At 61.7% G+C, this 24,921-nt stretch carries 26 protein-coding genes; 16 read left to right on the top strand and 10 right to left on the bottom strand.

Annotation, left to right across the window (positions count from 1 at the left end):
* Window positions 1-80: 80 nt before the first annotated feature.
* Window positions 81-1,934: a DUF4105 domain-containing protein gene (locus ACO6VD_RS24400; RefSeq protein ID WP_422422523.1), complete on the bottom strand. Its 1,854-nt coding sequence runs from the start codon at window positions 1,932-1,934 to the stop codon at window positions 81-83.
* A 76-nt stretch (window positions 1,935-2,010) separates the two neighbouring features.
* Window positions 2,011-2,499 carry a DUF3015 domain-containing protein gene (locus ACO6VD_RS24405; RefSeq protein WP_400171651.1) on the bottom strand — a complete coding sequence of 163 codons (489 nt, stop codon included), beginning with the start codon at window positions 2,497-2,499 and terminating at the stop codon, window positions 2,011-2,013.
* A 279-nt stretch (window positions 2,500-2,778) separates the two neighbouring features.
* On the opposite strand from ACO6VD_RS24405, the gene ACO6VD_RS24410 reads away from it, so the two are divergent.
* The 5 genes from ACO6VD_RS24410 (at window position 2,779) to ACO6VD_RS24430 (ending at window position 7,488) form a co-directional block, all read left to right on the top strand.
* The gene (locus ACO6VD_RS24410) at window positions 2,779-5,217 is read left to right on the top strand and encodes a Lon protease family protein (protein WP_422422524.1); all 2,439 of its coding nucleotides are present in this window, start codon (window positions 2,779-2,781) and stop codon (window positions 5,215-5,217) included.
* Window positions 5,218-5,376: 159 nt separating this feature from the next.
* On the top strand, window positions 5,377-5,718 hold the full coding sequence (locus ACO6VD_RS24415; RefSeq protein ID WP_045187966.1) for a hypothetical protein: 342 nt from the start codon (window positions 5,377-5,379) through the stop codon (window positions 5,716-5,718).
* Between the two features lie 123 nt (window positions 5,719-5,841).
* On the top strand, window positions 5,842-6,330 hold the full coding sequence (locus tag ACO6VD_RS24420) for a TIGR00645 family protein (RefSeq protein WP_038614811.1): 489 nt from the start codon (window positions 5,842-5,844) through the stop codon (window positions 6,328-6,330).
* A gap of 148 nt (window positions 6,331-6,478) precedes the next feature.
* The gene (locus ACO6VD_RS24425; RefSeq protein WP_422422525.1) at window positions 6,479-6,784 is read left to right on the top strand and encodes a DUF6482 family protein; all 306 of its coding nucleotides are present in this window, start codon (window positions 6,479-6,481) and stop codon (window positions 6,782-6,784) included.
* Window positions 6,785-6,870: 86 nt separating this feature from the next.
* On the top strand, window positions 6,871-7,488 hold the full coding sequence (locus ACO6VD_RS24430; RefSeq protein WP_400171654.1) for an FKBP-type peptidyl-prolyl cis-trans isomerase: 618 nt from the start codon (window positions 6,871-6,873) through the stop codon (window positions 7,486-7,488).
* A gap of 121 nt (window positions 7,489-7,609) precedes the next feature.
* Here ACO6VD_RS24430 and ACO6VD_RS24435 read toward each other — a convergent pair whose 3' ends face one another.
* The 3 genes from ACO6VD_RS24435 to ACO6VD_RS24445 all read right to left on the bottom strand — a co-directional run bounded on the left by ACO6VD_RS24435 (window position 7,610) and on the right by ACO6VD_RS24445 (window position 9,398).
* Window positions 7,610-7,852, bottom strand: a complete 243-nt coding sequence (locus tag ACO6VD_RS24435; RefSeq protein WP_191832791.1) for a hypothetical protein — start codon at window positions 7,850-7,852, stop codon at window positions 7,610-7,612.
* Between the two features lie 135 nt (window positions 7,853-7,987).
* A complete protein-coding gene (locus ACO6VD_RS24440; protein WP_400171656.1) occupies window positions 7,988-8,329 on the bottom strand; it encodes a zinc ribbon domain-containing protein YjdM in 342 nt (113 codons plus the stop codon).
* A 100-nt stretch (window positions 8,330-8,429) separates the two neighbouring features.
* The gene (locus ACO6VD_RS24445) at window positions 8,430-9,398 is read right to left on the bottom strand and encodes a polyprenyl synthetase family protein (protein ID WP_157194294.1); all 969 of its coding nucleotides are present in this window, start codon (window positions 9,396-9,398) and stop codon (window positions 8,430-8,432) included.
* Window positions 9,399-9,650: 252 nt separating this feature from the next.
* On the opposite strand from ACO6VD_RS24445, the gene rplU reads away from it, so the two are divergent.
* The 5 genes from rplU (at window position 9,651) to ACO6VD_RS24470 (ending at window position 13,327) form a co-directional block, all read left to right on the top strand.
* On the top strand, window positions 9,651-9,962 hold the full coding sequence (gene rplU / locus ACO6VD_RS24450; protein WP_038614793.1) for a 50S ribosomal protein L21: 312 nt from the start codon (window positions 9,651-9,653) through the stop codon (window positions 9,960-9,962).
* A 31-nt stretch (window positions 9,963-9,993) separates the two neighbouring features.
* A complete protein-coding gene (rpmA, locus tag ACO6VD_RS24455) occupies window positions 9,994-10,251 on the top strand; it encodes a 50S ribosomal protein L27 (RefSeq protein WP_010225698.1) in 258 nt (85 codons plus the stop codon).
* A gap of 192 nt (window positions 10,252-10,443) precedes the next feature.
* Complete coding sequence (cgtA, locus tag ACO6VD_RS24460; protein WP_422422526.1) at window positions 10,444-11,667, top strand: Obg family GTPase CgtA; 1,224 nt, start codon at window positions 10,444-10,446, stop codon at window positions 11,665-11,667.
* Window positions 11,668-11,742: 75 nt separating this feature from the next.
* A complete protein-coding gene (gene proB / locus ACO6VD_RS24465) occupies window positions 11,743-12,861 on the top strand; it encodes a glutamate 5-kinase (RefSeq protein WP_274295306.1) in 1,119 nt (372 codons plus the stop codon).
* Between the two features lie 10 nt (window positions 12,862-12,871).
* Window positions 12,872-13,327 (top strand): CreA family protein, encoded by a 456-nt coding sequence (locus ACO6VD_RS24470; protein ID WP_107023755.1) that lies wholly within the window; start codon window positions 12,872-12,874, stop codon window positions 13,325-13,327.
* Window positions 13,328-13,478: 151 nt separating this feature from the next.
* On the opposite strand, the gene mksF is transcribed toward ACO6VD_RS24470, so the two are convergent.
* From mksF to mksB, 3 genes are read right to left on the bottom strand one after another with little or no spacing between them, the layout of a single operon-like run.
* On the bottom strand, window positions 13,479-16,313 hold the full coding sequence (gene mksF / locus ACO6VD_RS24475) for an Mks condensin complex protein MksF (RefSeq protein ID WP_422422527.1): 2,835 nt from the start codon (window positions 16,311-16,313) through the stop codon (window positions 13,479-13,481).
* Entirely contained in the window at window positions 16,310-17,011 is a 702-nt protein-coding gene (mksE, locus tag ACO6VD_RS24480; protein WP_400171882.1) for an Mks condensin complex protein MksE, read from the bottom strand. The genes mksF and mksE overlap by 4 nt, the downstream gene beginning before the upstream one ends.
* Window positions 17,001-18,278, bottom strand: coding sequence for an Mks condensin complex protein MksB (mksB, locus tag ACO6VD_RS24485; protein WP_422422528.1), 1,278 nt, complete (start codon window positions 18,276-18,278; stop codon window positions 17,001-17,003). The genes mksE and mksB overlap by 11 nt, the downstream gene beginning before the upstream one ends.
* Window positions 18,279-18,457: 179 nt before the next feature.
* On the opposite strand from mksB, the gene ACO6VD_RS24490 reads away from it, so the two are divergent.
* Genes ACO6VD_RS24490 through can form a run of 3 tightly spaced genes read left to right on the top strand, consistent with a single transcriptional unit; the run spans window position 18,458 to window position 20,380 of the window.
* Window positions 18,458-19,249 (top strand): energy transducer TonB, encoded by a 792-nt coding sequence (locus ACO6VD_RS24490; RefSeq protein ID WP_422422529.1) that lies wholly within the window; start codon window positions 18,458-18,460, stop codon window positions 19,247-19,249.
* Window positions 19,242-19,694, top strand: coding sequence for a ribosomal protein S18-alanine N-acetyltransferase (gene rimI / locus ACO6VD_RS24495; protein ID WP_422422530.1), 453 nt, complete (start codon window positions 19,242-19,244; stop codon window positions 19,692-19,694). The genes ACO6VD_RS24490 and rimI overlap by 8 nt, the downstream gene beginning before the upstream one ends.
* Before the next feature lie 47 nt (window positions 19,695-19,741).
* Entirely contained in the window at window positions 19,742-20,380 is a 639-nt protein-coding gene (gene can, locus ACO6VD_RS24500; protein ID WP_400171888.1) for a carbonate dehydratase, read from the top strand.
* Window positions 20,381-20,441: 61 nt separating this feature from the next.
* On the opposite strand, the gene ACO6VD_RS24505 is transcribed toward can, so the two are convergent.
* Window positions 20,442-21,581 carry a hypothetical protein gene (locus ACO6VD_RS24505; protein WP_422422531.1) on the bottom strand — a complete coding sequence of 380 codons (1,140 nt, stop codon included), beginning with the start codon at window positions 21,579-21,581 and terminating at the stop codon, window positions 20,442-20,444.
* Between the two features lie 86 nt (window positions 21,582-21,667).
* On the opposite strand from ACO6VD_RS24505, the gene ACO6VD_RS24510 reads away from it, so the two are divergent.
* Window positions 21,668-22,285, top strand: a complete 618-nt coding sequence (locus tag ACO6VD_RS24510) for a D-Ala-D-Ala carboxypeptidase family metallohydrolase (RefSeq protein ID WP_422422532.1) — start codon at window positions 21,668-21,670, stop codon at window positions 22,283-22,285.
* On the opposite strand, the gene ACO6VD_RS24515 is transcribed toward ACO6VD_RS24510, so the two are convergent.
* Window positions 22,273-23,151 carry a LysR substrate-binding domain-containing protein gene (locus ACO6VD_RS24515; RefSeq protein ID WP_422422533.1) on the bottom strand — a complete coding sequence of 293 codons (879 nt, stop codon included), beginning with the start codon at window positions 23,149-23,151 and terminating at the stop codon, window positions 22,273-22,275. The two genes, ACO6VD_RS24510 and ACO6VD_RS24515, sit on opposite strands and share 13 nt — an antisense overlap.
* Before the next feature lie 123 nt (window positions 23,152-23,274).
* On the opposite strand from ACO6VD_RS24515, the gene ACO6VD_RS24520 reads away from it, so the two are divergent.
* Window positions 23,275-23,892, top strand: coding sequence for a LysE family translocator (locus ACO6VD_RS24520; RefSeq protein WP_422422534.1), 618 nt, complete (start codon window positions 23,275-23,277; stop codon window positions 23,890-23,892).
* Between the two features lie 67 nt (window positions 23,893-23,959).
* Window positions 23,960-24,910: a FecR family protein gene (locus tag ACO6VD_RS24525; protein ID WP_422422535.1), complete on the top strand. Its 951-nt coding sequence runs from the start codon at window positions 23,960-23,962 to the stop codon at window positions 24,908-24,910.
* Window positions 24,911-24,921: the final 11 nt, after the last annotated feature.

Genomic DNA, 24,921 nt, shown 5'->3' on the forward strand with positions numbered 1-24,921 from the left:
CTCCTCTCCCCCTCCCCCCCCACCCCCCCCCCCCTCCCCCCCTTCTTCCCCCCCCCCCCCCCCCCCCCCCCGCGACAGGATCAGTAGTGATACCACTTCAACTCCAGCATCACCTCATTCTGAGCCGTCGCCAGCTGGCTGAACTCACGCTTGGCACTCAGGCGCAAACCCAGATCACGGGACAGTTCCCACTGCTGATTCAGGCTCAGGCTGCGCCGCACCTCGCCATTGGTGAAGTAATCAGCCTTCGCCTCGACACTCAGGTTGCCCAACGGGTTGCGCCACAGCAGGCCGGTGTTGAAGCCGGCAGCCGGGGAAATGAATTCGGCGAAGTCGTTATTGTGTTCGACCCGTACCGTACCCAGGGCAAAGCCGAGCATCTCGTCGGCCAGTTGCCAGGTGCCACCGGCGCCGCCGTTGACGTGGCTGACCAGCACTTCGTCGTCATGCTTGCCCAGCACCCGCTCCAGGCCACCGGTCACCTGCCACGACCAGGGCTGCAACAGGTCGTTGCGCGGTGTCAGCGAGCGGATGGTCGCCAGGTCCAGGCGCTGTACCTGCCAGTCGTTGTTCTCATACTGGCGCACCTTGAGCTGGAGGATCTCGATCTGCGCACCCAAGGGGAAGCCATAGGCGTTGTCGTTGAGATCGTGGTAGGCCATGCGCAGGCCGTACTCGGCAAAGGCGCGGTCTTCGCGGGTACCCGCGCCAAGCTGCCAGGTGCGTGACTGATGGCCATCCTCGGGCAAGCCAGGCCGCTCGATGTCCAGTTCCGGCGCCGGGTTACGGTTGATCGCCCGTAGCAATTCAAAGCTGCGCTGGGTACGGGCGGGGTCGCGCTCCTGGCCGTTGGCGCGGTAGCGTTCAAGGCGGTAGGCCGCGTCCTGGATCAGCGCCTGGCGTTCGCGGGGCAGGGCGGTGAACGCGGGGCTTTGCAGGTGCGTAGTATCAGCGCTGACCGCCAGCACTTGTTGCTGCTCAGCGCTATCAAGTGGCTTGGCACGCTCAAGCAGTTCGCGTTCGCGGGACGGGCGGTAGTCGATGCGTTCCACCAGGCCCGACTGCTTGACCGCCTTGACCGTGTCGGTGGGAATCGCGGTCAGGGGAAACTGTGAGGTCAGGTCCAGGCTCGGGCGCGCCACCTGGAGCAGTTCCAGCAGACGGTAGGAGCAGTTTTCGTCGAAGAAGAAGTAGTCGAACTGGATCTGCTTGAGTTCCCAGACATGCTCGACCATGCGCCCGGTTTCCTCTGGCGTCAGGTTGAGTCGGTATTCCCACAGGTCACGGTTCTCCAGGCTGCGGTACTCAGAGAGTTTTTCCTGGTAGGGCACTAGGGCGAACAGGCCCGGATAGCCGCCCATCAAGCCTTTCCAGGCGTAGAGGATGCTGTTGTCGTTGCCTTCGATATAGGCGCCGAAGTTGATCGCGTAGCTGAGCAGGGCCGTCTCGTTGCTCTGCACATCTGCCTGATCGATGCGCAGCAGGGTATGGCCGAACATCGAGGACGGGCTGTTGAGATAGGCCGCCGGGAAAATCATCACCGCGCTATGGGGCGAGACGTCCTTGTACCACTGGGTGAACTCCTTGCAGTCCGGCGCCGGCAGGTCATCGAGCTGCAGTTGTTCGCGCAGCCAGCGGGTGCGTGCCGGGAATACACATTGCGCATGTTTGTCGCCCAGGTTGGCCGGCGCATAAAGGGCCTGTAGCGTGGCGCGCAGCTCCTGGTCGGGATGGTGGGCACCGTCCTCGGAAAGGAAGAAACGCCGGTCGTCGACATAGCTGCGCCAGCCGCCAAGCTTGGCGGTTTCATAATGGCCCAGGGATATCCAGTAGCGGTCGGCAGCCAGTTGCGCAAGGCGCGCGTCATCGAATGCGGGGGCAGCATGCAGCGGGGCGCAGGCACAGAGCGCCAGGTAGGCGAGGCGTTTGAGCATGTCGGGCAACTACGTCTGAATGATGCCGATAGAGGCAGGAAACAACCCGCCCCGGTCAGGGGCGGGTGGGCCGAGCTTAAGCCTGGGTTACATACTTGGCCAGGCGTGGATCGCTTTTCAGCACGGCCAGGGTATTGCTGTGGACATCTTCTGCGGTCACGTCCGCGGTCTTGAAGATTTCCTGGAAGTGCTGATGGGTGACGGCGGCGAAGTGCGCACGGTCTTCTGGTGCGACACCGAGCACCACGGCGTAAGTGGTCAGCGCTTCGCCCTGGCCCTTGGCCATGTCTTCGGAAAGCTCGTTCATCATGCCGTTCATGGCGAACCAGGATTTACCGCCATAGGTCAGTGCTGCGTTGGTCGAGCAGCCGTTGGTGCCCGAGGTCATGCCGAATGTGGCGTTGCCGGACGTGCCGTTGGTGGTGGATGCGAGGAAGTGGGCCGGTGTGCCGCGTTGGCCCTCGAACAGCATGTTGCCCCAGCCGCAGTCCGGTCCACCAGGGGCCTGGGCCATGGCGTTGAGCGAAACCGCGGTGAACAGAGTACCCAGAAGAATCCGTTTCATAGCTTTGTTCTCTTTCTAGTCGTAGATACCAAAGGTCAGGGTTGTCTGGCATATCTGTCAGCACAGCTGCCAGGGGCGGGTCGGTTGTTTACCCAGCCGCGCAGTAATGGAGTTTAGGCACGATCTAAGGGTTCCGTGATTTATTGCGAAAAATTGCTGAGGAACGTTGACGTGGCGCGGGTTTTCGACCCTGCGACATATTGTGCCGATGAGCCTTGCAAGGCGCGGGCAGGCGGCGCCAGAATGCCGTCATCTGCCCCGCCGAAGTAAGGAAGCCCGATGCCCGATCCTGTCGCTGCGAGCCTGCGTCTTGCGCCAGAAGCCTTGACCCGGCCGTTTTCCGCCGAACAGTTCGCCTTTTCCACCACCAATGATCTGGAGCCTTTTCGCGGTGTGCTTGGCCAGGAGCGTGCGGTCGAAGCCTTGCAGTTCGGCGTCGCCATGCCGCGTCCCGGTTACAACGTGTTTGTCATGGGTGAGCCCGGTACCGGGCGTTTCTCGTTCGTCAAACGTTACCTCAAGGCCGAAGGCAAGCGTCTGCAAACGCCGTCGGACTGGGTCTATGTCAATAACTTCGACGAACCACGCGAGCCGCGCGCACTGGAACTGCCGCCGGGCAGCGCCGGTGCGTTCATCAGTGATATCGGTGGCCTGATCGACAACCTGCTGGCCACCTTCCCGGCCGTGTTCGAACACCCGTCCTACCAGCAGAAGAAAAGCGCCATCGACCGCGCCTTCAATCAACGTTATGACCGTGCCCTGGATGTCATCGAGCGCGCCTCGCTCGAGAAAGACGTGGCCCTGTACCGCGACAGCAGCAACGTCGCCTTTACGCCGATGGCCGATGGCAAGGCGCTCGACGAGGCGGAGTTCGCCCAGTTGCCGGAAGCTGACCGCGAGCGCTTCCATGAAGATATCGCCGACCTCGAAGAACGTCTCAACGAAGAACTCGCCAGCCTGCCGCAGTGGAAGCGCGAGTCGAACAACCAACTGCGGCAGTTGAACGAAGAAACCATCACCCTGGCGCTCCAGCCATTGCTTTCCCCGCTGTCTGAAAAGTATGCGGAGAATGCTGCCGTGTGCGCCTACCTGCAGGGCATGCAGGTTTACCTGTTGCGTACGGTGGTCGAACAACTGGTCGATGACAGCAAGACCGACGCCCAGGCGCGCAAGCTCCTGGAGGAGCAGTACGCCCCGAGCCTGGTGGTCGGCCATCACGTCAGTGGCGGTGCACCGGTAGTGTTCGAACCGCATCCGACCTACGACAATCTGTTTGGCCGGATCGAATACAGCACTGACCAGGGCGCGCTGTACACCACCTACCGCCAGCTGCGCCCGGGTGCGTTGCACCGGGCCAATGGCGGTTTCCTCATCCTCGAAGCGGAGAAGATGCTCGGTGAGCCGTTTGTCTGGGATGCGCTCAAGCGCGCCCTGCAGTCGCGCAAGCTGAAGATGGAGTCGCCGCTGGGTGAATACGGCCGCCTGGCCACCGTCACCCTCAATCCACAGATGCTGCCGCTGAACATCAAGGTGGTGATCATTGGCTCCCGCCAGCTGTACTACGCCTTGCAGGATCATGATCCGGACTTTCAGGAAATGTTCCGGGTACTGGTGGACTTTGACGAAGACATCCCCATGGTCGACGAGAGCCTGGAGCAGTTTGCCCAGTTGCTCAAGACCCGCACCAGCGAGGAGGGCATGGCACCACTGAGCGCTGATGCGGTGGCGCGTCTGGCGACCTACAGTGCGCGTCTGGCGGAGCACCAGGGGCGCTTGTCGGCGCGCATTGGCGACTTGTTCCAGCTGGTCAGCGAGGCGGATTTCATCCGTCACCTGGCCAATGACGAGATGACCGACGCCGGTCATATCGAGCGGGCACTCAAGGCCAAGGCAACCCGCACCGGCCGGGTCTCGCAGCGAATCCTCGACGATATGCTGGCCGGGATCATTCTGATCGATACCGAAGGTGCTGCGGTCGGCAAGTGCAACGGCCTGACCGTGCTGGAAGTCGGTGACTCGGCGTTCGGTATACCCGCACGGATTTCCGCCACGGTTTACCCCGGCGGCAGTGGCATCGTCGATATCGAACGCGAGGTAAACCTCGGCCAGCCAATTCACTCCAAGGGCGTGATGATCCTCACCGGCTACCTGGGCAGCCGCTATGCCCAGGAATTCCCTCTGGCGATCTCGGCGAGTATTGCCCTGGAGCAGTCCTACGGATACGTGGACGGTGACAGTGCGTCGCTGGGTGAGGCCTGCACGTTGATTTCGGCGTTGTCGAAAACGCCGCTCAAGCAGTGCTTCGCCATCACCGGTTCGATCAACCAGTTCGGCGAAGTGCAGGCGGTCGGTGGGGTCAACGAGAAGATCGAAGGCTTCTTCCGCCTCTGCGAGGCACGCGGGCTGACCGGCGAACAGGGCGCGATCATTCCGCGGGCCAACGTTGCCACCCTGATGCTCGACGAACGCGTGCTGCAGGCGGTGCGGGCGGGGATGTTCCACGTCTATGCCGTCAGTCAGGCCGACGAGGCCTTGAGCCTGCTGGTCGGCGAACCGGCCGGTGAGCCGGATGCCGATGGCGAATTCCCCGAGGGCAGTGTCAACGCCCGCGTGGTTGAGCGTCTGCGGGTGATCGCCGAAATGATCAGCGAAGAAGACCTCAAGGAGGCCGAGAAGGAGCAGGCCGAGCAAGCGCTGGCCCAGGTCAAGCCGTCCTGAGTCAAATTATCGGCGCCGCAGCGGTCATGACCGCTGGGCGCCGGTTTTTCCACGCACGAGCAGATTTCTTCTATTCTTCTAGTCAGGGAATGTAGTCATTACAGGATCGAAACAACCTTGCCCGCAGGGTTGAACAAGGGTTTACCGAGGATCGTCGCCATGCCGCGCAGCCTCAGCCTCACCCGCCAATGCCTGGGCCTGGTGACCCGCATTGAATGCAGTATTCGCCCACTGGCCGGTGACAACGGCATGTGGACCCTTCTTTTCGCTGCCGGCATGGCTGGCGAACAACCTTCCGCGATCAAGGCCCAGGGACCGTTTCATGGACCTTTTGTGGCCGAGTCGGTGCTCGATGCCATTGTCGACAGCCTGACCCTGCACGGTTATCAGGTGGCCGACGATCCGCAGATCTGGTGTGTGCATCTGCAAGCCCAGCTTCGCCGTATCAACGGTGAACGGGTTCATCACGTCGGTGATTTCCAGTTCCACCCGGAAACCTGAGAGGTCTGGGCGGATACCCGCAGTTGCCCGACGCTGCCCCTGTGGCAGCGTGCCACGGGCTTTTTCTGTCATGGCTGGCTGTTATACTCGCGCTCGCTTTTATTGCCACCTGACGAGTTTTCAATGGAACGTATTATCGAAAATGCGATGTATGCCTCGCGCTGGCTGCTCGCCCCGATCTATTTTGGTCTGTCGTTGGGCCTGCTGGCGCTGGCACTGAAGTTCTTCCAGGAGATCTTCCATGTACTGCCGAATATCTTCTCCCTGGCCGAGGCCGACCTGATCCTGGTGATCCTCTCGCTGATCGACATGGCCCTGGTCGGTGGCCTGCTGGTGATGGTGATGATTTCCGGTTACGAGAACTTCGTCTCGCAGCTGGACATCGACGAGGACAAGGAAAAGCTCAACTGGCTGGGCAAGATGGATTCGTCTTCGCTGAAGATGAAGGTGGCCGCATCCATCGTGGCGATCTCCTCGATCCATCTGCTGCGTGTGTTCATGGATGCGCGCAACATCGAGACCGAGTACCTGATGTGGTACGTGATCATCCACATGACCTTCGTGGTGTCTGCCTTTGCCATGGGTTACCTGGACAAGCTGACCAAGCACTGATCGACCCCGCTTAGCGCATTACCTACCGCCCGTCCGTTGCAAAACGGACGGGCGGTTGCGTTTTTGCCTTGTGCTTTGTCGCGCGCTGTACAAAAAATGAACCGTCACTCGAAGTGCCTGCTCAACGTTCCAGTAGCGAGGTATCGCAATGAACCTTCAACAACTGAACACAGAGGCCAAGGCCGGTCATGTCGAAGAGCTCAACCTGATTGCCATCGAAGGTGGTGACTTCATTATCGAAGCCCGGGTAAAAGGTCATGCCCATCCGTTGGCTGACAAACATGGGCAGCGCGTGAAAGTGCATTCAGTGGTCGATGCGCAACGCCTGCTTGAAGGTCTGCCTGCGCTACCGATGCACATGGTGCACTGGTCAATGGACGACGAGATGGTCGGCGGTAGCAGCGCCGGCGACGGCGACCTGAAAATACCGATGCCCCGACGTTCTGCCTGGTAGCTGAACAGCTTTGCCGCAGTGTGCTAGGCTGCTCGCCCTTTTCATAAAGGGCGCGGTTGTCGTGCGCCCTGCAGCGGAGCAAGCAAATGTCCGAAATCAACCTGTCTACCGACGAAACTCGCGTCAGCTACGGCATCGGCCGTCAGCTGGGTGGCCAACTGCGTGACAACCCGCCTCCGGGTGTGAGCCTGGACGCGATCCTGGCTGGCCTGACCGACGCTTTCAACGGCAAAGACAGCCGCGTCAGCGAAGAAGACCTGTCGGCCAGCTTCAAAGTCATCCGTGAAATCATGCAAGCCGAAGCCGCTGCCAAGGCCGAAGCGGCCGCTGGCGAGGGCAAGGCTTTCCTGGCTGAAAACGCCAAGCGTGACGGCATCACCACCCTGGCTTCGGGTCTGCAGTTCGAAGTGCTGACCGCAGGCGAAGGCGCCAAGCCGACCCGTGACGACAGCGTGCGCACTCACTACCACGGTACCCTGATCGACGGCACCGTGTTCGACAGCTCCTACGAGCGTGGCCAGCCAGCAGAATTCCCGGTTGGCGGCGTTATCGCTGGCTGGACCGAAGCCCTGCAACTGATGAACGCCGGCAGCAAATGGCGCCTGTACGTTCCGAGCGAGCTGGCTTACGGCGCTCAGGGCGTTGGCAGCATCCCGCCGCACAGCGTTCTGGTGTTCGACGTCGAGCTGCTGGACGTACTGTAAGGCCTGTCTGTAGGAGCGGATTCATCCGCGATGGACTGCGTAGCAGTCCCATCATCGGGGGCGCTGCGCGCCCCATCGCGGATAAATCCGTTCCTACAAAGATCTTTTGCCCTGCAATCCTTCAATAAAGTTCTGAACTTGGGCGCAACGCCCGCGCATAGCAGAACAGGAACAGGTTCCTCACCAGTTCCTTGAGCACGATCGGCTCACTTGAATTCAAACCGTTGAGGTCTAGGTCACCCTGATCGCGCAGTTCGTCCAGTGCTTCTTGTTCAAGCACGGCACAGACTTCGCCGGTTTCCCGGTGCAGGATGCGCAGGTACGGATGGGGGCGGTCAAGCCAGGCGTCTATCAGATAAGTCATGGCTATTCTCCTTGGAAGCGTCCAATGAGAATAATTCTTATTATCAAAATAGCAAGAGACTATTGGTAAAAAATCGCCCAATGGTTGTTGGCGAAATGTTTCGAGGCTGGCGGGCAGCCCCGAAACCACCGGGATTCAGACCTTGCGGACGAACTCGGATTTCAGCTTCATCGGGCCGATGCCGTCGATTTTGCAATCGATGTCATGGTCGCCGTCGCACAGGCGAATGTTCTTGACCTTGGTGCCGACCTTGACCACCAGTGAGGTGCCCTTGACCTTGAGGTCCTTGATCACGGTGATGGTGTCGCCGTCCTGCAGGACGTTGCCCACCGAATCCTTCTTGACCGCTTCATCGCTCACTGCTTCGGCGTCACCGGCGGCGGACCATTCGTGTGCGCACTCGGGGCAGATCAGCTGGACGCCGTCTTCGTAGGTGTATTCGGAATTGCATTTAGGGCAGGGTGGCAAAGTGCTCACTAGGGTTCCTCAAGACGTACAGGTGCAAAACCTACATTGTATAGGGTTTTGTCCGTCAGAGGTCAAACAGGCCCATCGAGCGATGGGCCGGAAGGCGGGATCAGTGGGTACGGGCGACCGCGAATTCGCTCAGTTCCACCAGGGCATCGCGGTATTCGCTGGCCGGCAGCACGTCCAGGCAGGCGATGGCGCGGGCCACGTAGTCACGGGCCAGTTGCGCGGTGTAGTCCAGGGAGCCGGAGGCTTCGACCGCAGCACGGATGCTTTCGAGGTCTTCGATGCCGCCTTTCTGGATCGCCTGGCGCACCAGTGCAGCCTGCTCGGCGGTACCTTCGCGCATGGTGTAGATCAGCGGCAGGGTTGGCTTGCCTTCAGCCAGATCGTCGCCGACGTTCTTGCCCAGGGTTTGCGCGTCGCCTTTGTAGTCGAGCAGGTCGTCGACCAGCTGGAAGGCTACGCCAAGGTGGTCACCGAAGGTGCGCAGGGCTTCGCTCTGCTCAGGGGTGGCCTGGGCCAGGGCGGCGGCGCTATGGGTCGAAGCTTCGAACAGCATCGCGGTCTTGCCACGGATGACGTCCATGTAGACTTCTTCGGTGGTGCTGGCGTCGCGGACCTTGGACAGCTGCAGGACTTCGCCTTCGGCGATCACCCGGGTGGCCTTGGAGAGGATCTGCATGACCGGCATCGAGCCCAGTTCGACCATCATCTCGAACGAGCGCGAATAGAGGAAGTCGCCCACCAGCACGCTCGGCGCGTTGCCCCACAGGGCATTGGCGGTGGAACGGCCACGGCGCATGCCGGACATGTCGACCACGTCGTCGTGCAGCAGGGTGGCGGTGTGCAGGAATTCGATGGTGGCGGCCAGCAGGCGCACGTCGTCGCCTTCGCGGCCCAGGGCTTTGCCACACAGCAGCACCAGCAGCGGACGCAGGCGTTTGCCGCCAGCTGAAGTGATGTAGTCGCCGATTTTCGATACCAGCGGTACACGCGAAGTCAGCTGTTTCTTGATAATCTCGTCAACGGCACTGAAGTCGTCCGCTACCGCTCGGTAGAAAGCTTGGGGTTGCATCGGCCACAGGTGCTCCATAAAGGTTGCGCGGCATGCTAGGTCGCGGGTCCCGGCGTGTCAAGGCGCGGTCCCCGTAGACCGGGGGCGGGACTTGCAAGGGACGGGCGCCTTGCGTACAATCGCGCACCCTGAACTTCCTGGGCAGCACCTGCCTTACGCAATTGCACTGGGCCGTTCCAGCCCTATGCAGCCATGCCAGCCAATACTCTTCCTATAAAGAGCTGGGTGAGCAGGATTATCGGAGAAATACCCATGTACGCAGTAATTGTTACCGGTGGCAAGCAGTACAAAGTCGCCGAAGGTGAATACCTGAAAATCGAAAAACTGGAAGTCGCCACTGGCGAATCCGTGACTTTCGACCGCGTTCTGTTGGTTGCCAATGGCGACGACGTGAACATCGGCGCTCCAGTTGTTGCTGGTGCCAAGGTTGTTGCTGAAGTGATCTCGCAAGGTCGTCACGACAAAGTGCGCATCATCAAGTTCCGCCGCCGTAAGCACCACATGAAGCGTATGGGCCACCGCCAGTGGTTCACCGAAATCAAGATCACCGGTATTTCGGCTTAATCGCCTGAATCCATTTCTGGAGAATTGAACCATGGCACACAAAAAAGCTGGTGGTAGTACCCGTAACGGTCGCGACTCAGAAGCCAAACGCCTTGGCGTGAAGATGTATGGCGGCCAGGCTATCATTCCTGGCAACATCATCGTGCGTCAGCGCGGCACCCAATTCCACGCTGGCTACGGCGTTGGCATGGGCAAGGATCACACCCTGTTCGCCAAGATCGCGGGTAAGATCAAGTTTGAAGTAAAAGGCGCCTTCGGTCGTCGTTACGTGAGCGTTGTCGCCGAGTAATCGCGCGAACGCTGGAAAAGCCCTGTCTCGCGACGGGGCTTTTTCGTTTGTGGGGTGAGTCTCTTGCAAAGCTGTTTGTATGGGCTGCCGGCGTGGGTTGTTACTGTCGTGACGGGGCCGCCGCGCTCACTTTTGCAAGAGCCTTATGTCTTTGTGTCACTCAGCTCGTCCAGCTGACGAGAGGCGGTTTTTATGAAGTTTGTTGACGAAGTATCGATCCGGGTCAAAGCCGGTGATGGCGGTAACGGTTGCATGAGCTTCCGCCGCGAAAAATTCATCGAGAACGGTGGTCCCAACGGCGGTGACGGTGGTGACGGCGGCTCGGTGTTCATGGTTGCCGACGAGAACCTCAACACCCTGGTCGACTACCGTTACACCCGTCATTTCGACGCCCAGCGTGGCTCCAATGGCGGCAGCACCGACTGCACCGGCAAGAAGGGCGACGATCTGATCCTGCGCGTGCCAGTCGGCACCACGGTGATCGACGCCGCTACCCAGGAAGTCATCGGTGACCTGGTCAAGCCTGGCCAGAAGCTGATGGTGGTTCAGGGCGGCTGGCACGGCCTGGGCAACACCCGTTTCAAATCCAGTACCAACCGTGCGCCACGCCAGACCACGCCGGGCAAACCGGGCGAGCAGCGTGACCTGAAGCTGGAAATGAAAGTACTGGCCGACGTCGGTCTGCTGGGCTTGCCGAACGCCGGCAAGAGTACCTTCATCCGTTCGGTATCGGCCGCCAAGCCGAAAGTCGCCGACTACCCGTTCACCACCCTGGTGCCAAACCTGGGCGTGGTCAGCGTCGACCGCTGGAAGAGCTTCGTCATCGCCGACATTCCCGGTCTGATCGAAGGCGCCTCCGACGGTGCTGGCCTGGGTATCCGTTTCCTCAAGCACCTGGCGCGTACCCGTCTGCTGCTGCACCTCGTCGACCTCGCGCCGCTGGATGAAAGCAGCAGCGCCGATGCCGCCGAAGTGATCGTCAACGAGCTGACCCGCTTCAGCCCGTCGCTGGCCGAGCGTGACCGCTGGCTGGTGCTGAACAAGACCGACATGCTGATGGACGACGAGCGTGACGAGCGCGTCAAGGAAGTGGTCGAGCGTTTGCAGTGGGAAGGTCCGGTCTATGTGATCTCGGCCATCTCCAAGCAGGGTACCGAGCAGCTCAGCCGCGACATCATGCGCTACCTCGAAGACCGCGCCGACCGCCTGGCCAACGACCCGGCCTATGCCGAGGAGCTGGCTGACCTCGATCAGCGTATCGAAGACGAAGCCCGTGCCCAGTTGCAGGCACTGGACGATGCGCGTGCCTTGCGCCGCAGCGGCGTGAAGAGCGTGCACGACATCGGCGACGACGATGACGATGATTGGGATGAGGACGACGAAGACGGTCCGGAAATCATTTACGTGCGCGACTGATTCGTTGCAGTACACTAAACGCCGCTCTCTGGAGCGGCGTTTTAGTATCTAAAGATCTATATAGGTTGGAAGAAGATGCGGAGCAAGGTGACGGGTGCGCAGCGCTGGGTTGTGAAGATCGGCAGTGCCCTGCTGACAGCAGATGGCAAGGGCCTGGATCGCGCGGCCATGGGTGTCTGGGTCGAGCAGATGGTGGCGTTGCATGAGGCAGGTGTTGAACTGGTACTGGTGTCGTCCGGGGCGGTTGCCGCCGGGATGAGCCGCCTGGGCTGGGCCAAGCGACCGAGTGCGATGAACGAGTTGCAGGCTGCGGCTTCGATTGGCCAGATGGGCCTGGTGCAGGCCTGGGAGTCGAGCTTTGCCGAGCATGGCCGGCACACGGCGCAGATCCTCCTGACCCACGACGACCTCTCTGACCGCAAGCGTTACCTCAACGCCCGCAGCACCTTGCGCACGCTGGTCGAACTGGGCGTGGTGCCGGTGATCAACGAGAACGACACGGTAGTCACTGACGAAATCCGTTTCGGCGACAACGACACCCTGGCCGCGCTGGTTGCCAACCTGGTCGAAGCCGACTTGTTGGTGATCCTTACCGACCGCGACGGCATGTTCGATGCCGACCCGCGCAACAACCCCGATGCGCAGTTGATCTACGAAGCCCGTGCCGACGATCCGAGCCTGGATGCCGTGGCCGGTGGTACCGGTGGCGCCCTCGGCCGTGGTGGTATGCAGACCAAGCTGCGCGCCGCGCGCCTGGCCGCTCGCTCCGGTGCCCACACCATCATCGTCGGTGGTCGTCTGGAGCGTGTGCTCGACCGCCTGAAGGGCGGTGAACGTCTCGGTACCCTGCTGTCGCCTGAACGCGGCATGCTGGCGGCACGCAAGCAGTGGCTGGCCGGGCACCTGCAGACCCGTGGCACCCTGGTGCTCGACGACGGCGCGGTGAAGGCGTTGCGCAAGGATAACAAGAGCCTGTTGCCGGTTGGGGTCAAGACCGTGCAGGGCAGCTTCCGCCGCGGCGAGATGGTGGTTTGCGTCGGCCCTGATGGCCTCGAAGTCGCTCGCGGCCTGGCCAACTACAGCGCCCTTGAGGCGCAGAAAATCATCGGGCAGTCGTCTGAAGCGATTGAAAGCCTGCTGGGCTATAGCGCCGAGCCGGAGCTGGTGCATCGCGACAACCTGATTCTGGTCTGAGGAAACAATCGTGCTCAAAGGGATAGTGACAGCTGCACTGCTTGCGTTGCCGGTACTGGCATCGGCCGAGGAAATCGGCCAGGTGTCGACGGTGTTCAAGTTTGTCGGACCGAACGACCGAATCGTTGTTGAAGCCTTCGACGATCCGAAGGTGGAAGGCGTGACCTGCTACCTGTCGCGGGCCAAGACCGGCGGTGTGAAGGGTGGTCTGGGCCTGGCCGAGGACCGTGCCGAAGCGTCGATCGCCTGTCGCCAGGTGGGGCCGATTCGCTTCAAGGAGCAGCTCAAGGATGGTGACGAGGTGTTCAAGGAGCGCACCTCGCTGGTGTTCAAGACCATGCAGGTGGTGCGCTTCCTCGACAAGAAGCGCAATACCCTGGTCTATCTGGTGTACTCGGACCGCTTGATCGAAGGCAGCCCGCAGAACGCGGTGACGGCGATTCCGATTTTGCCGTGGGCCCAGTAAGGCTTCGCCTGTAGGAGCGGATTTATCCGCGATGGGTCGCAGCGCGGCCCCAAAAGATAGGACCGCCACACAACCCCCCCCGGAGAAAACCGCCCCTCCAAAAAAACCCGCAGTCCATCGCGGATAAATCCGCTCCTACAAGACACTAGTCTCAGGCTGAAGCTTCTTCCTCTTCTTCTTTGCGCACCACCGCTTTCTCCACATCCCGACGGCTGATGTATTTCCAGTCGGCCTCGTCGATGTAGATCCCGTTCGGCCCGCTGCCGCCTTCCAGGTCGATGGCGACATGCGCCGAGACCTGTGGCTTCACACTCGCCAGAATCGGTACGAAGCCCAGCTGCAGGCTGGTTTCCAGCAGTGCCGCCTGGTTGCGTTCGTCGATGTCGGCGGCTTCGTCGAGGTAGTACGGCAGGCGCACCCGGCCGGCCAGGTCGCGGTCCATCAGGTGCAGCAACAAGTACATGTTGGTCAGCGCCTTGATGGTCATGGTGGTGCCGTTGGACGCCGCACCGTCGATGTCGGTGTGGATCACCGGCTGACCACCGACCTTGGTGATTTCGAAGGCCAGTTCGAACAAGTCCTTCAAGCCCAGCTGGTTGTGGTTGGCCGCTACCAGGCGCGCCAGGTACTCCTTGGCCTCTTCGTTCTTGTTGTCCTGCTCGGCGCTGGCACTCAGGTCGAATACCGACAGGGTCTCGCCTTCTTCGTACTGGCCGGCGCTGTGGATGATCTGGTCGATGTGCTTGAGCGCTTCCTTGTTCGGTGCCAGAACGATGCGGAAGCTCTCCAGGTTGGACACCTGACGCTTGTTGATCTCGCGGTTGAACAGCGCCAGCTGGTGCTCGAGGCTGTCGTAGTCGCTGCGGATGTTGCGCAGGGTCCGGGCGATGTCGGTCACTGCCGCGCGGCGCGCCTTGCCCAGGGTCAGGGCTTCTTCGGTGCGGTGCGAGTAGGCGTTGATCAGCAGCTGCAGGCGGCGTTCCATGTCGTCTTCGCTGTCGAACTTGGCCACACCCTTGAGGCGCACCTGGGCGTACAACGCTTCGATCTGGCCGTCGACCCGCAGCAGTCCTTGCCAACTGTCCTGGTAGTCGTTGAGCAGGGGCAGCAGGTTATCCATGGAATCGTCGACCGGCTCCATGAACGGCGTGCCGAACGGCAGGTCGGCCGGCAGCAACTGGCGACGGCGCAAGGCGTCGTCGAGAGTGCGTTGCTTGGCTTCCATGTCGGCGATCTGGCGGCCGACCAGTTGCAGCTTGGCCGACAGTTGCTGGACGCGTTCGGTGAAGGCGTCGCTGGAGCGCTTCAGTTCGTCCTGGGCGGCTTCCATCTGCGCCAGCTGTTCGAGCTTGTCGCCTTCCTCGGCGGCCAGGGTCTGGCTGCGGCGGAAGTCCTCCAGGGCCTTTTGCGCGTCCAGTACCTGCTGGTACAGGGCTTCGGTCTGGGTCTTGCTCGCGGCGCGGTCGGCGGCCACTGCTTGCTGGGTCTTGAGCTGCTTGAGCTCTTTCTCCAGACGTTCCTTCTGGTCGCGCAGGGCAGCTCGGTCGGCCAGGGCCTGCAGGGCAGGCGGCTCGATGTGCGACAGGTCGATGGACAGGCCTGGTGCTTCGAAACGCTCGCCTTTGAAGCCGTCGAGCACCGCTTCGAGGGATTTGACCCAGACGTCGCTGTCATCCAGTTCGATGCCGCGCTCGCCCAGCGGCAGGCTGAACAGTGCGCCGTTGAACAAGCGCATCAGGCGCTCGACGTCCTGTTGTGAGAACTCTTCGCGCAGGCGGGCGTAGCTGTTGTTGTCGGCGTGGTCGAGCTGCTGCTTGACCGACTTCAGGCGTTTTTCCAGATCGCGCAGACGCTCTTCGAGGTCTTCGGCGCTGAACTGGCGGGACTGCGCCAGGGCACCGGCGAGTTCGTCGTGAGCGTCCTTGGCGGCCAGCAGTTGCTGTTCCAGAACCTTGACGTCATCGACCAGGGCGAAGCGGTGCTTGAGCACTGACAGTTCGCCGAGCCAGCGTTGTACGCCAGTGATTTCGCGTTCCAGGCGCATCAGCTCCTGGGTGCCGCCGCGCTGGTCGTTCTGCAGGCTGTCCTGCTCGTTCTTGTAGTGCTCGGCCTGGATCACCAGCTCTTCTTTACGGGCGCTGGCGTAGTCCTGCCAGGTGCCGAGCAGCGAGTCGAGCAATGGCGACAGGCGATGCAGCTTGCCGCGCAGGATATCGCGCTGGGTCACGCCATTGGCCAGGGCCTCGACCAGCGGGCCGGCTGCGACCAGCGAGTTGTAGTCCTGTTCCATACGACGCACGTCGCGGAAGGCTTCTTCGCAGGCGGCGATGTAGTCGACACTGCCCGAACGCAGGCTGTGCTCGAAAGCATCGAGGAACAGTTGCTTGAGCTTGGCCGCGGTGATTTCACGCATGTGCAGCAGGTTGATGAACAGCGCGCGGAACGTCTTCAGGCTCTGCTCGCTGGTGGAGCGCAGCGGGATCAGGGTGAGGTCGAGCGGGATCGTGGTATGGCCGCCGACCAGCAGGCGTCGTAGTTCATCGGGCTTGAGTTCGTAGGCTTTGAGGCCGTTACGCTCAAGGTTGCTGAACAGTTCTTTCTGGCGCAGGCAGGTGTCGTCTTTCTGGTAGTGCGCCAGGTCCAGTTCGCCGGCATAGGCGAAGAACTGGTGACCGAAACCACCACCCGGGCCACGGCCGACCACGCCGATCACGTGCGGGCCGTGAGGCAGGTTGACTTCGCAGAGGATGTAGCTGGTGTCGCTGGCGAAGTAGAAGCGGCGCGACTGCTCCAGGCTGTACTTGCCGAAGCTCATGTCCGACATGCGTGCCAGAATCGGGAACTGCAGGGCGTTGATCGAGGCACTCTTGCCCAGGTTGTTGGCACCGTAGACCGACAGCGGGTGTTCCAGGGGGAACAGGCCAAGGCTGTAGCCGGCGGTGTTGAGCAGTGCGAAGCGGCGAATGCCGTAGCGTTCCTGGCTCATGCATCAATCTCCTGTTGCTCTTCGGCGATGGCGCGGGCCAAGGCGTCTTCTTCGCTTTCTTCGAACGGGCTGAGGTCGAGCGGGTCGTCGGTACGGTTCAGCTCTTCGGGATTCTCTTCCTCGACCAGCACCGGCGTTGGCAGCGGCAGGGCGCTGTGCAGGCTGGCGGCCAGGTCGCGGTCCTGCTGGACCGACAGACATACGTCGAGGAAGCGGTGCATCGGCGGCAGGAAGCGGTAGATGCCGTTTTCCTCGTGGGCAAAGCCGAGCTGGGTCATGCGGCGCATGATCTTTTCTTCCAGCTCGTCCGGGGTTTGCACTTCGGCCTGAATGAACAGGTCGCGGTACTTCTCCAGCATCGACGGCAGTTCATCGCGACCGAGGCTGCCGCCATCAAGGACCGACATCGGGTCGCGGCCCTGGTCGGCCAGGTGCTCAACCAGGATGAAGGTGAACAGCGACAGACGCTGGGCGGTCTTGTTGACCTGTGCGGCGGCCAGGTCCGGGACGAAGTAGTAGAAACCACGGGTGTCGCACACCAGTTCAAAACCCAGGGCCTTGAACAGGCCGCGGTACTGATCCTGGAAGTTCGACAGTTGGGCGTACAGCTCCGGGTCGCGGCGGCTGATGTGGAAGCCCTTGAACAGCTCGCGGAAGATCGGTGCGAGCTGAGGCAGTTCGGAAAGATCAAGATGCATGGGCAGGGCTCGCAGTAGGCTCAGGCGATGGTTCGCGGCTCGATGTCAGGGCGAAGGAGCGCAGGCTGACCAGGTGTTCGCGGGTGATGTATTCGCGGCGTTCGAGGCGCTCACGGCTAAAGCGTTTTTCCCGCGACAGGCGCGAGAACCAGTACAGCAATTCGTCGGTGGCGCCTTCGGGCTCCTGCTCCAGCAGCCAGACCATCAGGTCCGGCAGCGGCAGGGCGCCTTCGCAGCGCTCGAGCATTTCCTTGACTGTGCGCGGCGCACGCGGGGCTTCGCCCTTGTGGCTCTTGTGCGCCTTGGGGAACTTGGCCGGCTTGGGCTCGAAGCGGGCCAGGGCATACACATAGGCTTCGACCTGGCTGGCACTGCCGAGGAAAGTGCTTTGCGGCCGGGTGAACATCGGCATGGCCGCCTGCGGCACTGCATCCAGGCCCTTGCGGCGGATCACCGAGAGCGCCAGGGCGGCACCACGGGTCACGGCGTTGTGGCGGCGGGCTTCTTCACGCAGCGGCAGCAGCAGTTCGCGGGCATGGCGCAGGGTCAGCTGGGCGCTGGTCTGCATCTCGAGGATGCGCGCATGGGTGCGCAGCAGCATGTCGTCATCGACCAGGTGGCCGAGGCGGGCTTGCTCGCCGAGCAGACGCAGCAGCACGGTTTCGACCTTGCGCACGCCCTGTTCGAAGGCGCCGTCGGCATTGACCAGCTGGATCATCGGCTCGACGTATTCGTCCCAGGTCGCCAGGACTTCGGCATAACGCTGGCGCAGCGGAATCTGGCGGTCGCTGGTCTTGGCCCGTTCGGCCACGGCGACCAGCGCCTGCTCGTCGTTGTCGAGTTTTTTCAGGACATCGCGTACGCGCATGTCGAGCAGGCGCAGCTGGCGCGCCAGGTCGTTGCCATCGCGAATCTCGAAGGCGTCCTGGATGTGCCCGGCCAGGCGCTCCAGATGGCGCAGGTAGGCCTCGATCTCCAGGCACAGGCCCAGGCGGTGTTCGCGGCGCAGGTAGGCGAGGAAGTCGTGGATCTGCGCATTGAGCTCGAAGCGGTTGGGGCTTTTCGCCACCGGCACGAGGATATCCAGGCGGATCCAGACGTCGAGCAGGCTGGTGATGTCCTGGGGCGTGCTCTCCAACTGCTGGTTGGCCAGTTGCTGACGCAGCTCGGCGAGGCTCAGGGTGCCCCCGTCGAAGCGCTCGCACAACGGCTCAAGCAAGGCCCAGTGTTCGGCTAGGGCGCGCAGGACGCGCTTGGGTTCGATCATTGGCGGGTCGACTCGTTGCCAAATAAAAGCGCCGATTGTACTGCATCAGGCGCCTGTCGATTCACCCCCTGATCGCTTGAAGCTGCTGTCGGGCGGTTTTCTGCCGATCAACAGCGGCGCCGAGCGGCGAACAACGTTAGAATATCGGCCCTGACTTATCCACAGATGGCCGATCCTTCTTGTTAATCGAGTCCCGCCGCCGCGCTTACCTCAACGCCATGCAAGTGGTGCACTGGCTGCCGCGTACCGAACTGCCGTTCGCCGCCCCGTCGCGCCCGGAGCTGTTGCTGCCGCTGGCGCCCGAGGTCGTGCCCGAGTTCGACGCGCCGCCGGCGGAGCAGCCCCGGGTGGCGGTCAGTGCTCCTGTGGCGCGCAGTGGCGAGCGGCCGAAAATCGAGATTCCACGCCCTGGTAGTGCGCCCAAGGCCGCCAGCAAGTCGACTGAAGACGCTGAAGCGGCTCCGCTAGTCGCCAAGCCGGTGGTGGTACCACCGCCACGTTTCGCCCTGCAATTGCTGCGTGCCGGCAGTTGCCTGCTGTTGGTGGAGCTGGCTACCGGCCAGCCGTTCCAGAGCCGTGACCCCTCGTACCTGTTGCTCAAAGACATGCTCCGCGCTGCCGGTTTGCCCGACAGCCCGCAGATCATCGGCGAACCGGTGCGTTGGCCGTTGCTGGTACGCGGCAACCTCGACCAGGGGCCGCAGGCGGCAACCGATTTTGTCCAGGGCTTCATTCAGGCCCGGCTTGAAGAGACGCCCTGTGTCTGCATATGGCTGATTGGCCTGCCCGCCGTGCGTTTTGCCGGTGAAGTAGACGCCGACGCTTATTACCGCGAGTTGCCGGTTGAAGGGCTGGGCACTGCCTGGGCCTTGCCGGGCCTCGAACTGTTGATGGACGAGCCGCAACGCAAGGCGGACGTCTGGCAAGCCATGCGCCGGCTGATGGCGCGCTGGAAACCACGCGATGAGTGACACAATCAGCTTCCGCCGGATGACCGAGGCGGATCTGGATGCTGTACTGAAGATTGAATACGCCGCCTTCAGTCACCCCTGGACCCGGGGGATTTTCCTCGACGGGCTCAAGTCTTATGAAATCTGGCTGATGTTCGAAGGCGAACAACAGGTGGGGCACGGGGTGATCAACGTCATCATCGACGAAGCGCACCTGCTCAACATCACCGTCAAGCCGGAGAGCCAGGGCCGCGGCCTGGGCTTGCGCCTGCTGGAAGAGCTGATGAAACGCGCCTACGCGATGAACGGCCGTGAGTGCTTCCTTGAAGTGCGCGCCAGCAACCAGTCGGCGTATCGCCTGTACGAGCGTTACGGTTTCAATGAAATCGGTCGGCGCCGTGACTACTACCCGGTTGCCGGTGGTCGCGAAGATGCGCTGGTCATGGCCTGTACCTTGTTCGAGTAAGCGAGCGTCACTGTAGCCAGGCAACATCCACCTGATGAGAAGCGAACATGCACGATCTACAAGAACTGATTGATAACAACGCACGCTGGGCCGATGCGATCAAACAGGAAGATCCGGATTTTTTCGCCAAGCTCGCCCGCCAGCAGACGCCGGAGTTCCTCTGGATCGGCTGTTCCGATGCACGGGTGCCAGCCAACGAAATCGTCGGCATGCTCCCGGGTGACCTGTTCGTGCACCGCAACGTGGCCAACGTGGTGCTGCATACCGACCTGAACTGTCTGTCGGTGATCCAGTACGCCGTGGATGTGCTCAAGGTGAAGCACATTCTGGTGACCGGGCATTACGGTTGCGGTGGAGTACGGGCCTCGATGCAGGACCGCCAGCTGGGCCTGATCGACGGTTGGCTGCGCTCGATACGCGACCTGTACTATGAAAAGCGCGTGGAGCTGGCACAGCTGGCGACCGAGGAAGAGCGCGTTGACCGTCTGTGCGAGCTGAATGTGATCCAGCAGGTGGCCAACGTCGGTCACACCACCATCGTCCAGAATGCCTGGCACCGCGGCCAGAGCCTGTCGGTTCATGGCTGCATCTACGGCATCAAGGACGGTCGCTGGAAGAGCCTGAATGCGACCATCAGTGGCCTGGACCAGTTGCCGCCGCAGTATCGCTTGCGTCCGCAGGACTGATCTCAGCGCTGCATCGAGTGTGCTGCGGCCCATCGCCGACATTGCCGGCGATGGCTTCACCTCAAATTTTTTGTAGTTCGCGCAGCGTCCGCGTGATCACCCCGGTATTGCACTTGGTCTTTGCCTGCTCAGGCGTCATCTTGGCAACCGTGCGGAAATACAGTTCACAGGTCTGCTTCTTCGCTGTCACCTGCCACTTCTGCGTACAGGCCCCCAGCGTCGCCCTGGCATCCGCGTTCGGGTTACGGCCCATTCCCGCCTGCCAGCAGGCAGCACTCAAGTCCTGTCCCATCATCTTCAAGCCCGCCTGGTCGGCCTTGTCCTCATCGCCGCCATAGTTGTTTTTGTCGGCGGCATACCAGATTGCGCTGGGGTGATTGGCACCCAGCACCGGCACCTGTTGTCCGGCTTGCGGGCTGATGCTGACCAGTCCCAGCACGTTGAGCTTGGGCCCGTACTGCTGCTCGATCCAGCTGCGTACCGGTGAGCCGAATGCGACCATGGGCAGTGTGGTGCCACTGGCGGTGCGCGTGACCTCGCGGACCATGCGCAGCTGATACTCCTCGAAGTATTCATACACCCCTTGCAGATCCTTGCCGGCGCTGGCAGGTGCGGCGATCGGGGCAATATCGACAATGGTCTGATAGGCCGGCGTGTGCTCGACGGGGACGCCGTTGAGGGTCAGCAGCGTTGCCCAGCGGTCGCTGGTGTTGGAGCGCAGGTAGTCCTGGGCCTGGGTCAGTGAGTAGTCTGGCGGGAAGTGCAGCAGTTCGATGCTGCGGCGGTTTTCCAGGGCCATGCCCAGGGGCAGGAACAGGTTCCAGTTGTAGGCCCATTTGCCTTCACTGTTCAGGCGGCTGGCACCTTGATAGGCCAGCTCGCCGGTGTCGAGCAGCGCCTCCAGTGGTTTGCTGTAATCACTGGGTACGCCCTGGATTTCGGCATGCAGGTTGTCGTTGTCGCGGCTGACACGCACCCTGGCGGCAGGGTAGCCATCGCGCTGCAGGCTCTGGGTCAGATAATGCTCGACGGTCTGCTCCAGGGTCCAGTCGCGAAAACAGATGACATTGCAGTTATTGGGAAAGGCGAACAACCGGGTTACGCGTTCCTGGTTGCCCATGTCCAGCTGGGCATCGGCCTGGGCCGCTGCACTGCAGGCCAGGGCCGCCAGGCCCAAGGCCAATCGTACTCTCGTGTACATGCTTAACTCCTTGTCAGTGCCTCCCAGCAGCGGGAGGGATGCCATAGTGGAGAGGTTTCCCGGGGATTGGGAAGGAGAGGTTGCTGATGGGCACGTGGTGCAAGGCGGGTATCCCTGCAGGATTTTTACTGGCGCTGCTGAGCACTTGCCAGGCACAGGCCGATGAGCGCGATCTGTACATGTTTGCTCAGTGGGCCGGCGACCATGAGACGCGGGCCTTTCGGCAGATGCTGGTGGATGCGCGGCTGTATGGCGTGGTGCCGATCTATCAGTTGCTGCGCTCGGCCAGTGACTGGCGCTTGTGCTCGGCACAGCCTTTTGCGGTAGCGCCAGCGGCGCAGTGGTCGGCGGTGCGCTCGACCCTGCAATTGCTCAAGACCCTGGGTGATCAGGGTGTATTGAAGCGTTATGAAGTGGTCTCGACCTACCGCGATCCACGTTTGAATCGCTGCGCCGGTGGTGCCATTGGTAGTGCGCATGCCCGGGCGTTCGCGGTTGATCTGTTGCTGCCGCCCTGGGCCGATCCCAACCCGCTGTGCCAGTTCTGGCAGACCCAGGGCAAGGCCTGGAACATGGGCCTGGGCCGTTACCCTTCGGGCCGCATTCATATCGACACGGCAGGCTTTCGCACCTGGGGAGGGGATTTCAGCGCCCGTTCCTCATTTTGCGCCTTGTCAGTTGGCGACAAACCTCAAAGCAAATGAGCCAGGCACGCCTCGGCCTCGGCGCTGACCCACTGGGCGAAGCGTCGGCAGTTGTCGTCGTCGGCCATGGCGTGCGGGCACAGTAGATAGTATGCCGATTGATCCCGGACGAAGCTGCGCGGCGCTTGCAACTGGCCGCTATCGATCTCGTCTTGAACCATCAGGAATGAAGCCATGGCCACGCCGAGCCCGGCCACGGCAGCCTGGATGCACAGATAGAAATGTTCGTAATCGGCGCGACTGTTGTCCTTGATGGATTCACCCGTCACACGCAGCCAGGTGTTCCAGGCACTGGGGCGTGATGCGCTGTGGAGTAAACGCAGGCCTTCCAGGCCCTGGTCCGGCAAGGCCAACCCGGTGTTGCTTACTGGGCCAACCCATTCGTCGCAGATTTTCACGGCGTGCAGGTCGGCTTCCCAGCGAAAGTCATCGCGGCGCAACGCCAGATCGACGCCACTGCGGGCGAAATCGACAGGGCCACCGGCCGCTACCAGGTGCAGGTGTATATCCGGATGGGCGGCATGAAAGGCCGGCAGGCGTGGAATCAGCCATTTCATTGCGATGGTCGGCTCGCAAGACAGCACCAGTACGTTCTCGCGTGCTTGTTGTTGCAGGCGATACACCGCGCCTTGCAGTTGTTCGAAGACTGACAGAGTGGTGCCGTGCAAGGCACGACCGGCCGGTGTGAGAAAGATCGCGCGATTGCGCCGCTCGAACAATTCCACCCCCAAAGATTCTTCCAGCAGGCGCACCTGACGGCTTACGGCGCCATGGGTGACGTTCAGTAACTCGGCGGCGCGCACAAAGCTTTGGGTCTGCGCGGCAACGTCGAAATAGCGAAAGGCGGAGAGGGCTGGAAGTTTCATGTCTGTGAGAAAAACTAGCGGATTTAGCGCACTATAAATCGCTTTTTGTTGTATACGAAGCTTTCGATAATGGCGTCGTACAGAGGTATCTGTGCGATTTCCTAGCAGATCGAGGAGCTTTTCGTGAACGAACTCATTGCCGTTGCCGTGTTCACCGTTCTGGCGGTGATCAGCCCGGGCGCGGACTTTGCCATGGTTACCCGCAGCAGTTTCGCCTTCGGCCGCCGCGCCGGTTTATCTGCGGCGCTGGGCATCGCCCTGGGGGTGCAGGTACATGTGTTGTACACGGTGCTGGGCATTGCCCTGATCATCAGCCAGACCCCGTCATTGTTTCTGGCGATGAAGGTGCTGGGGGCGGGTTACCTGATCTACCTGGGTTACAAATCCCTGACCAACACCACACGCATTTCCCTTGAAGGCGATGCGCCTGCCACCCACCTTGGGGTGTTTGCCGCCTTTCGCTCGGGATTTCTGACCAACGCCCTCAATCCCAAGACCATGCTGTTCGTGGTCAGTGCCTACACTCAGGTAGTGCAGCCGGGCAGTTCGCTGGCGACCAGTCTTGGCTATGGGCTGTTTATGTCCGTGGCCCACTGGATCTGGTTCAGTCTGGTCGCGCTGTTCTTCTCTTCGACGTCCTTGCGCCGGGTCATGCTTGATCGGCAACTGCTGGTTGATCGAGTGATCGGTGTGGCCTTGATAGGTCTGGGGCTGGCGGTGGTGTTGGCCAACGTGCGTTGAAGGCAGGAGTGCACGGCGTGCGTGAGGCGCATTAACGTAGAATCATTCTTATAAAGAATCTTGCGCCATGAAATCTCCTTCTGCACGAGTGCTGCAAGAGGCCGCCGAATGGCTGGTGCGCCTGGACGGTGACGTCGATGCGGCCCTGCGCAATGCCTTCCGGGACTGGCTCGACGCCGATCCTGAGCACCTGGAGGCGATCGAGCGGTTGCAGGGCAGCCTTGCAGCACGGCGCGATTTGCCGCGCGAACCTGTGCGCGTGGCCCTCGACAGTATTGCCCGGCGGCGAGCCCGCCGGGCGCCCATCAAAGCGCTGGCGCTGGCCGCATTGATGCTATTGCCGGTGGGCTTGGCGTTGCAGCAGTTTCCGCCGTCTTATCTGTTCGCCGACATCCGTACCAATAGCGGCGAATGGAGCACGCAGCAGTTACCCGATGGCAGTCGTATCAGCCTTGACGGAAGCTCGGCCGTCGACCTGCAGTTCGACGGTCAACGTCGCACCGTGCGCCTGTTGCAAGGGGAGATATGGGTGGACGTGGTCAAAGATGCCGCGCGGCCTTTCCTGGTTCTGACCGAGTACGGCAGTGTCCGTGCGCTGGGGACCCGTTTCGTTGTAGAGCAGTTACCTGACGCCAGCCGTGTGGTGATGCTCGAATCGGCCAGCGAAGTCGATAGCGGCGGCAAGCGCGTAGCGGTCCGGGCCGGTCAGGAGCTACGTTTCGATGCTGCAGGGCCCGGCCCATTGCAGTCTGTTGAGGCCGCAGGGTTTGAGCAGGCCTGGGAGCAACATCAATTGCTGGTGCGCGAACAAACCCTGGACCAGGTGCTCGAGCGCCTGGCACGCAATCATTCGGGCTACCTGATATTTAACGCCAAGGACATGCAATTGCTGCGAATCACTGCCGTGCTGCCCGCCGATGACAGTCAACGGGCGCTGCGGCTGTTGGCGCGCAGCTTGCCGATCAAGGTCGAGCACTACACGCCGTGGATCACCCGCGTTTCCCTTGAGCACCCTTGAAAGGAACCCCA

This window comes from Pseudomonas sp. GZD-222, assembly GCF_049310525.1.
GTDB lineage: Bacteria > Pseudomonadota > Gammaproteobacteria > Pseudomonadales > Pseudomonadaceae > Aquipseudomonas.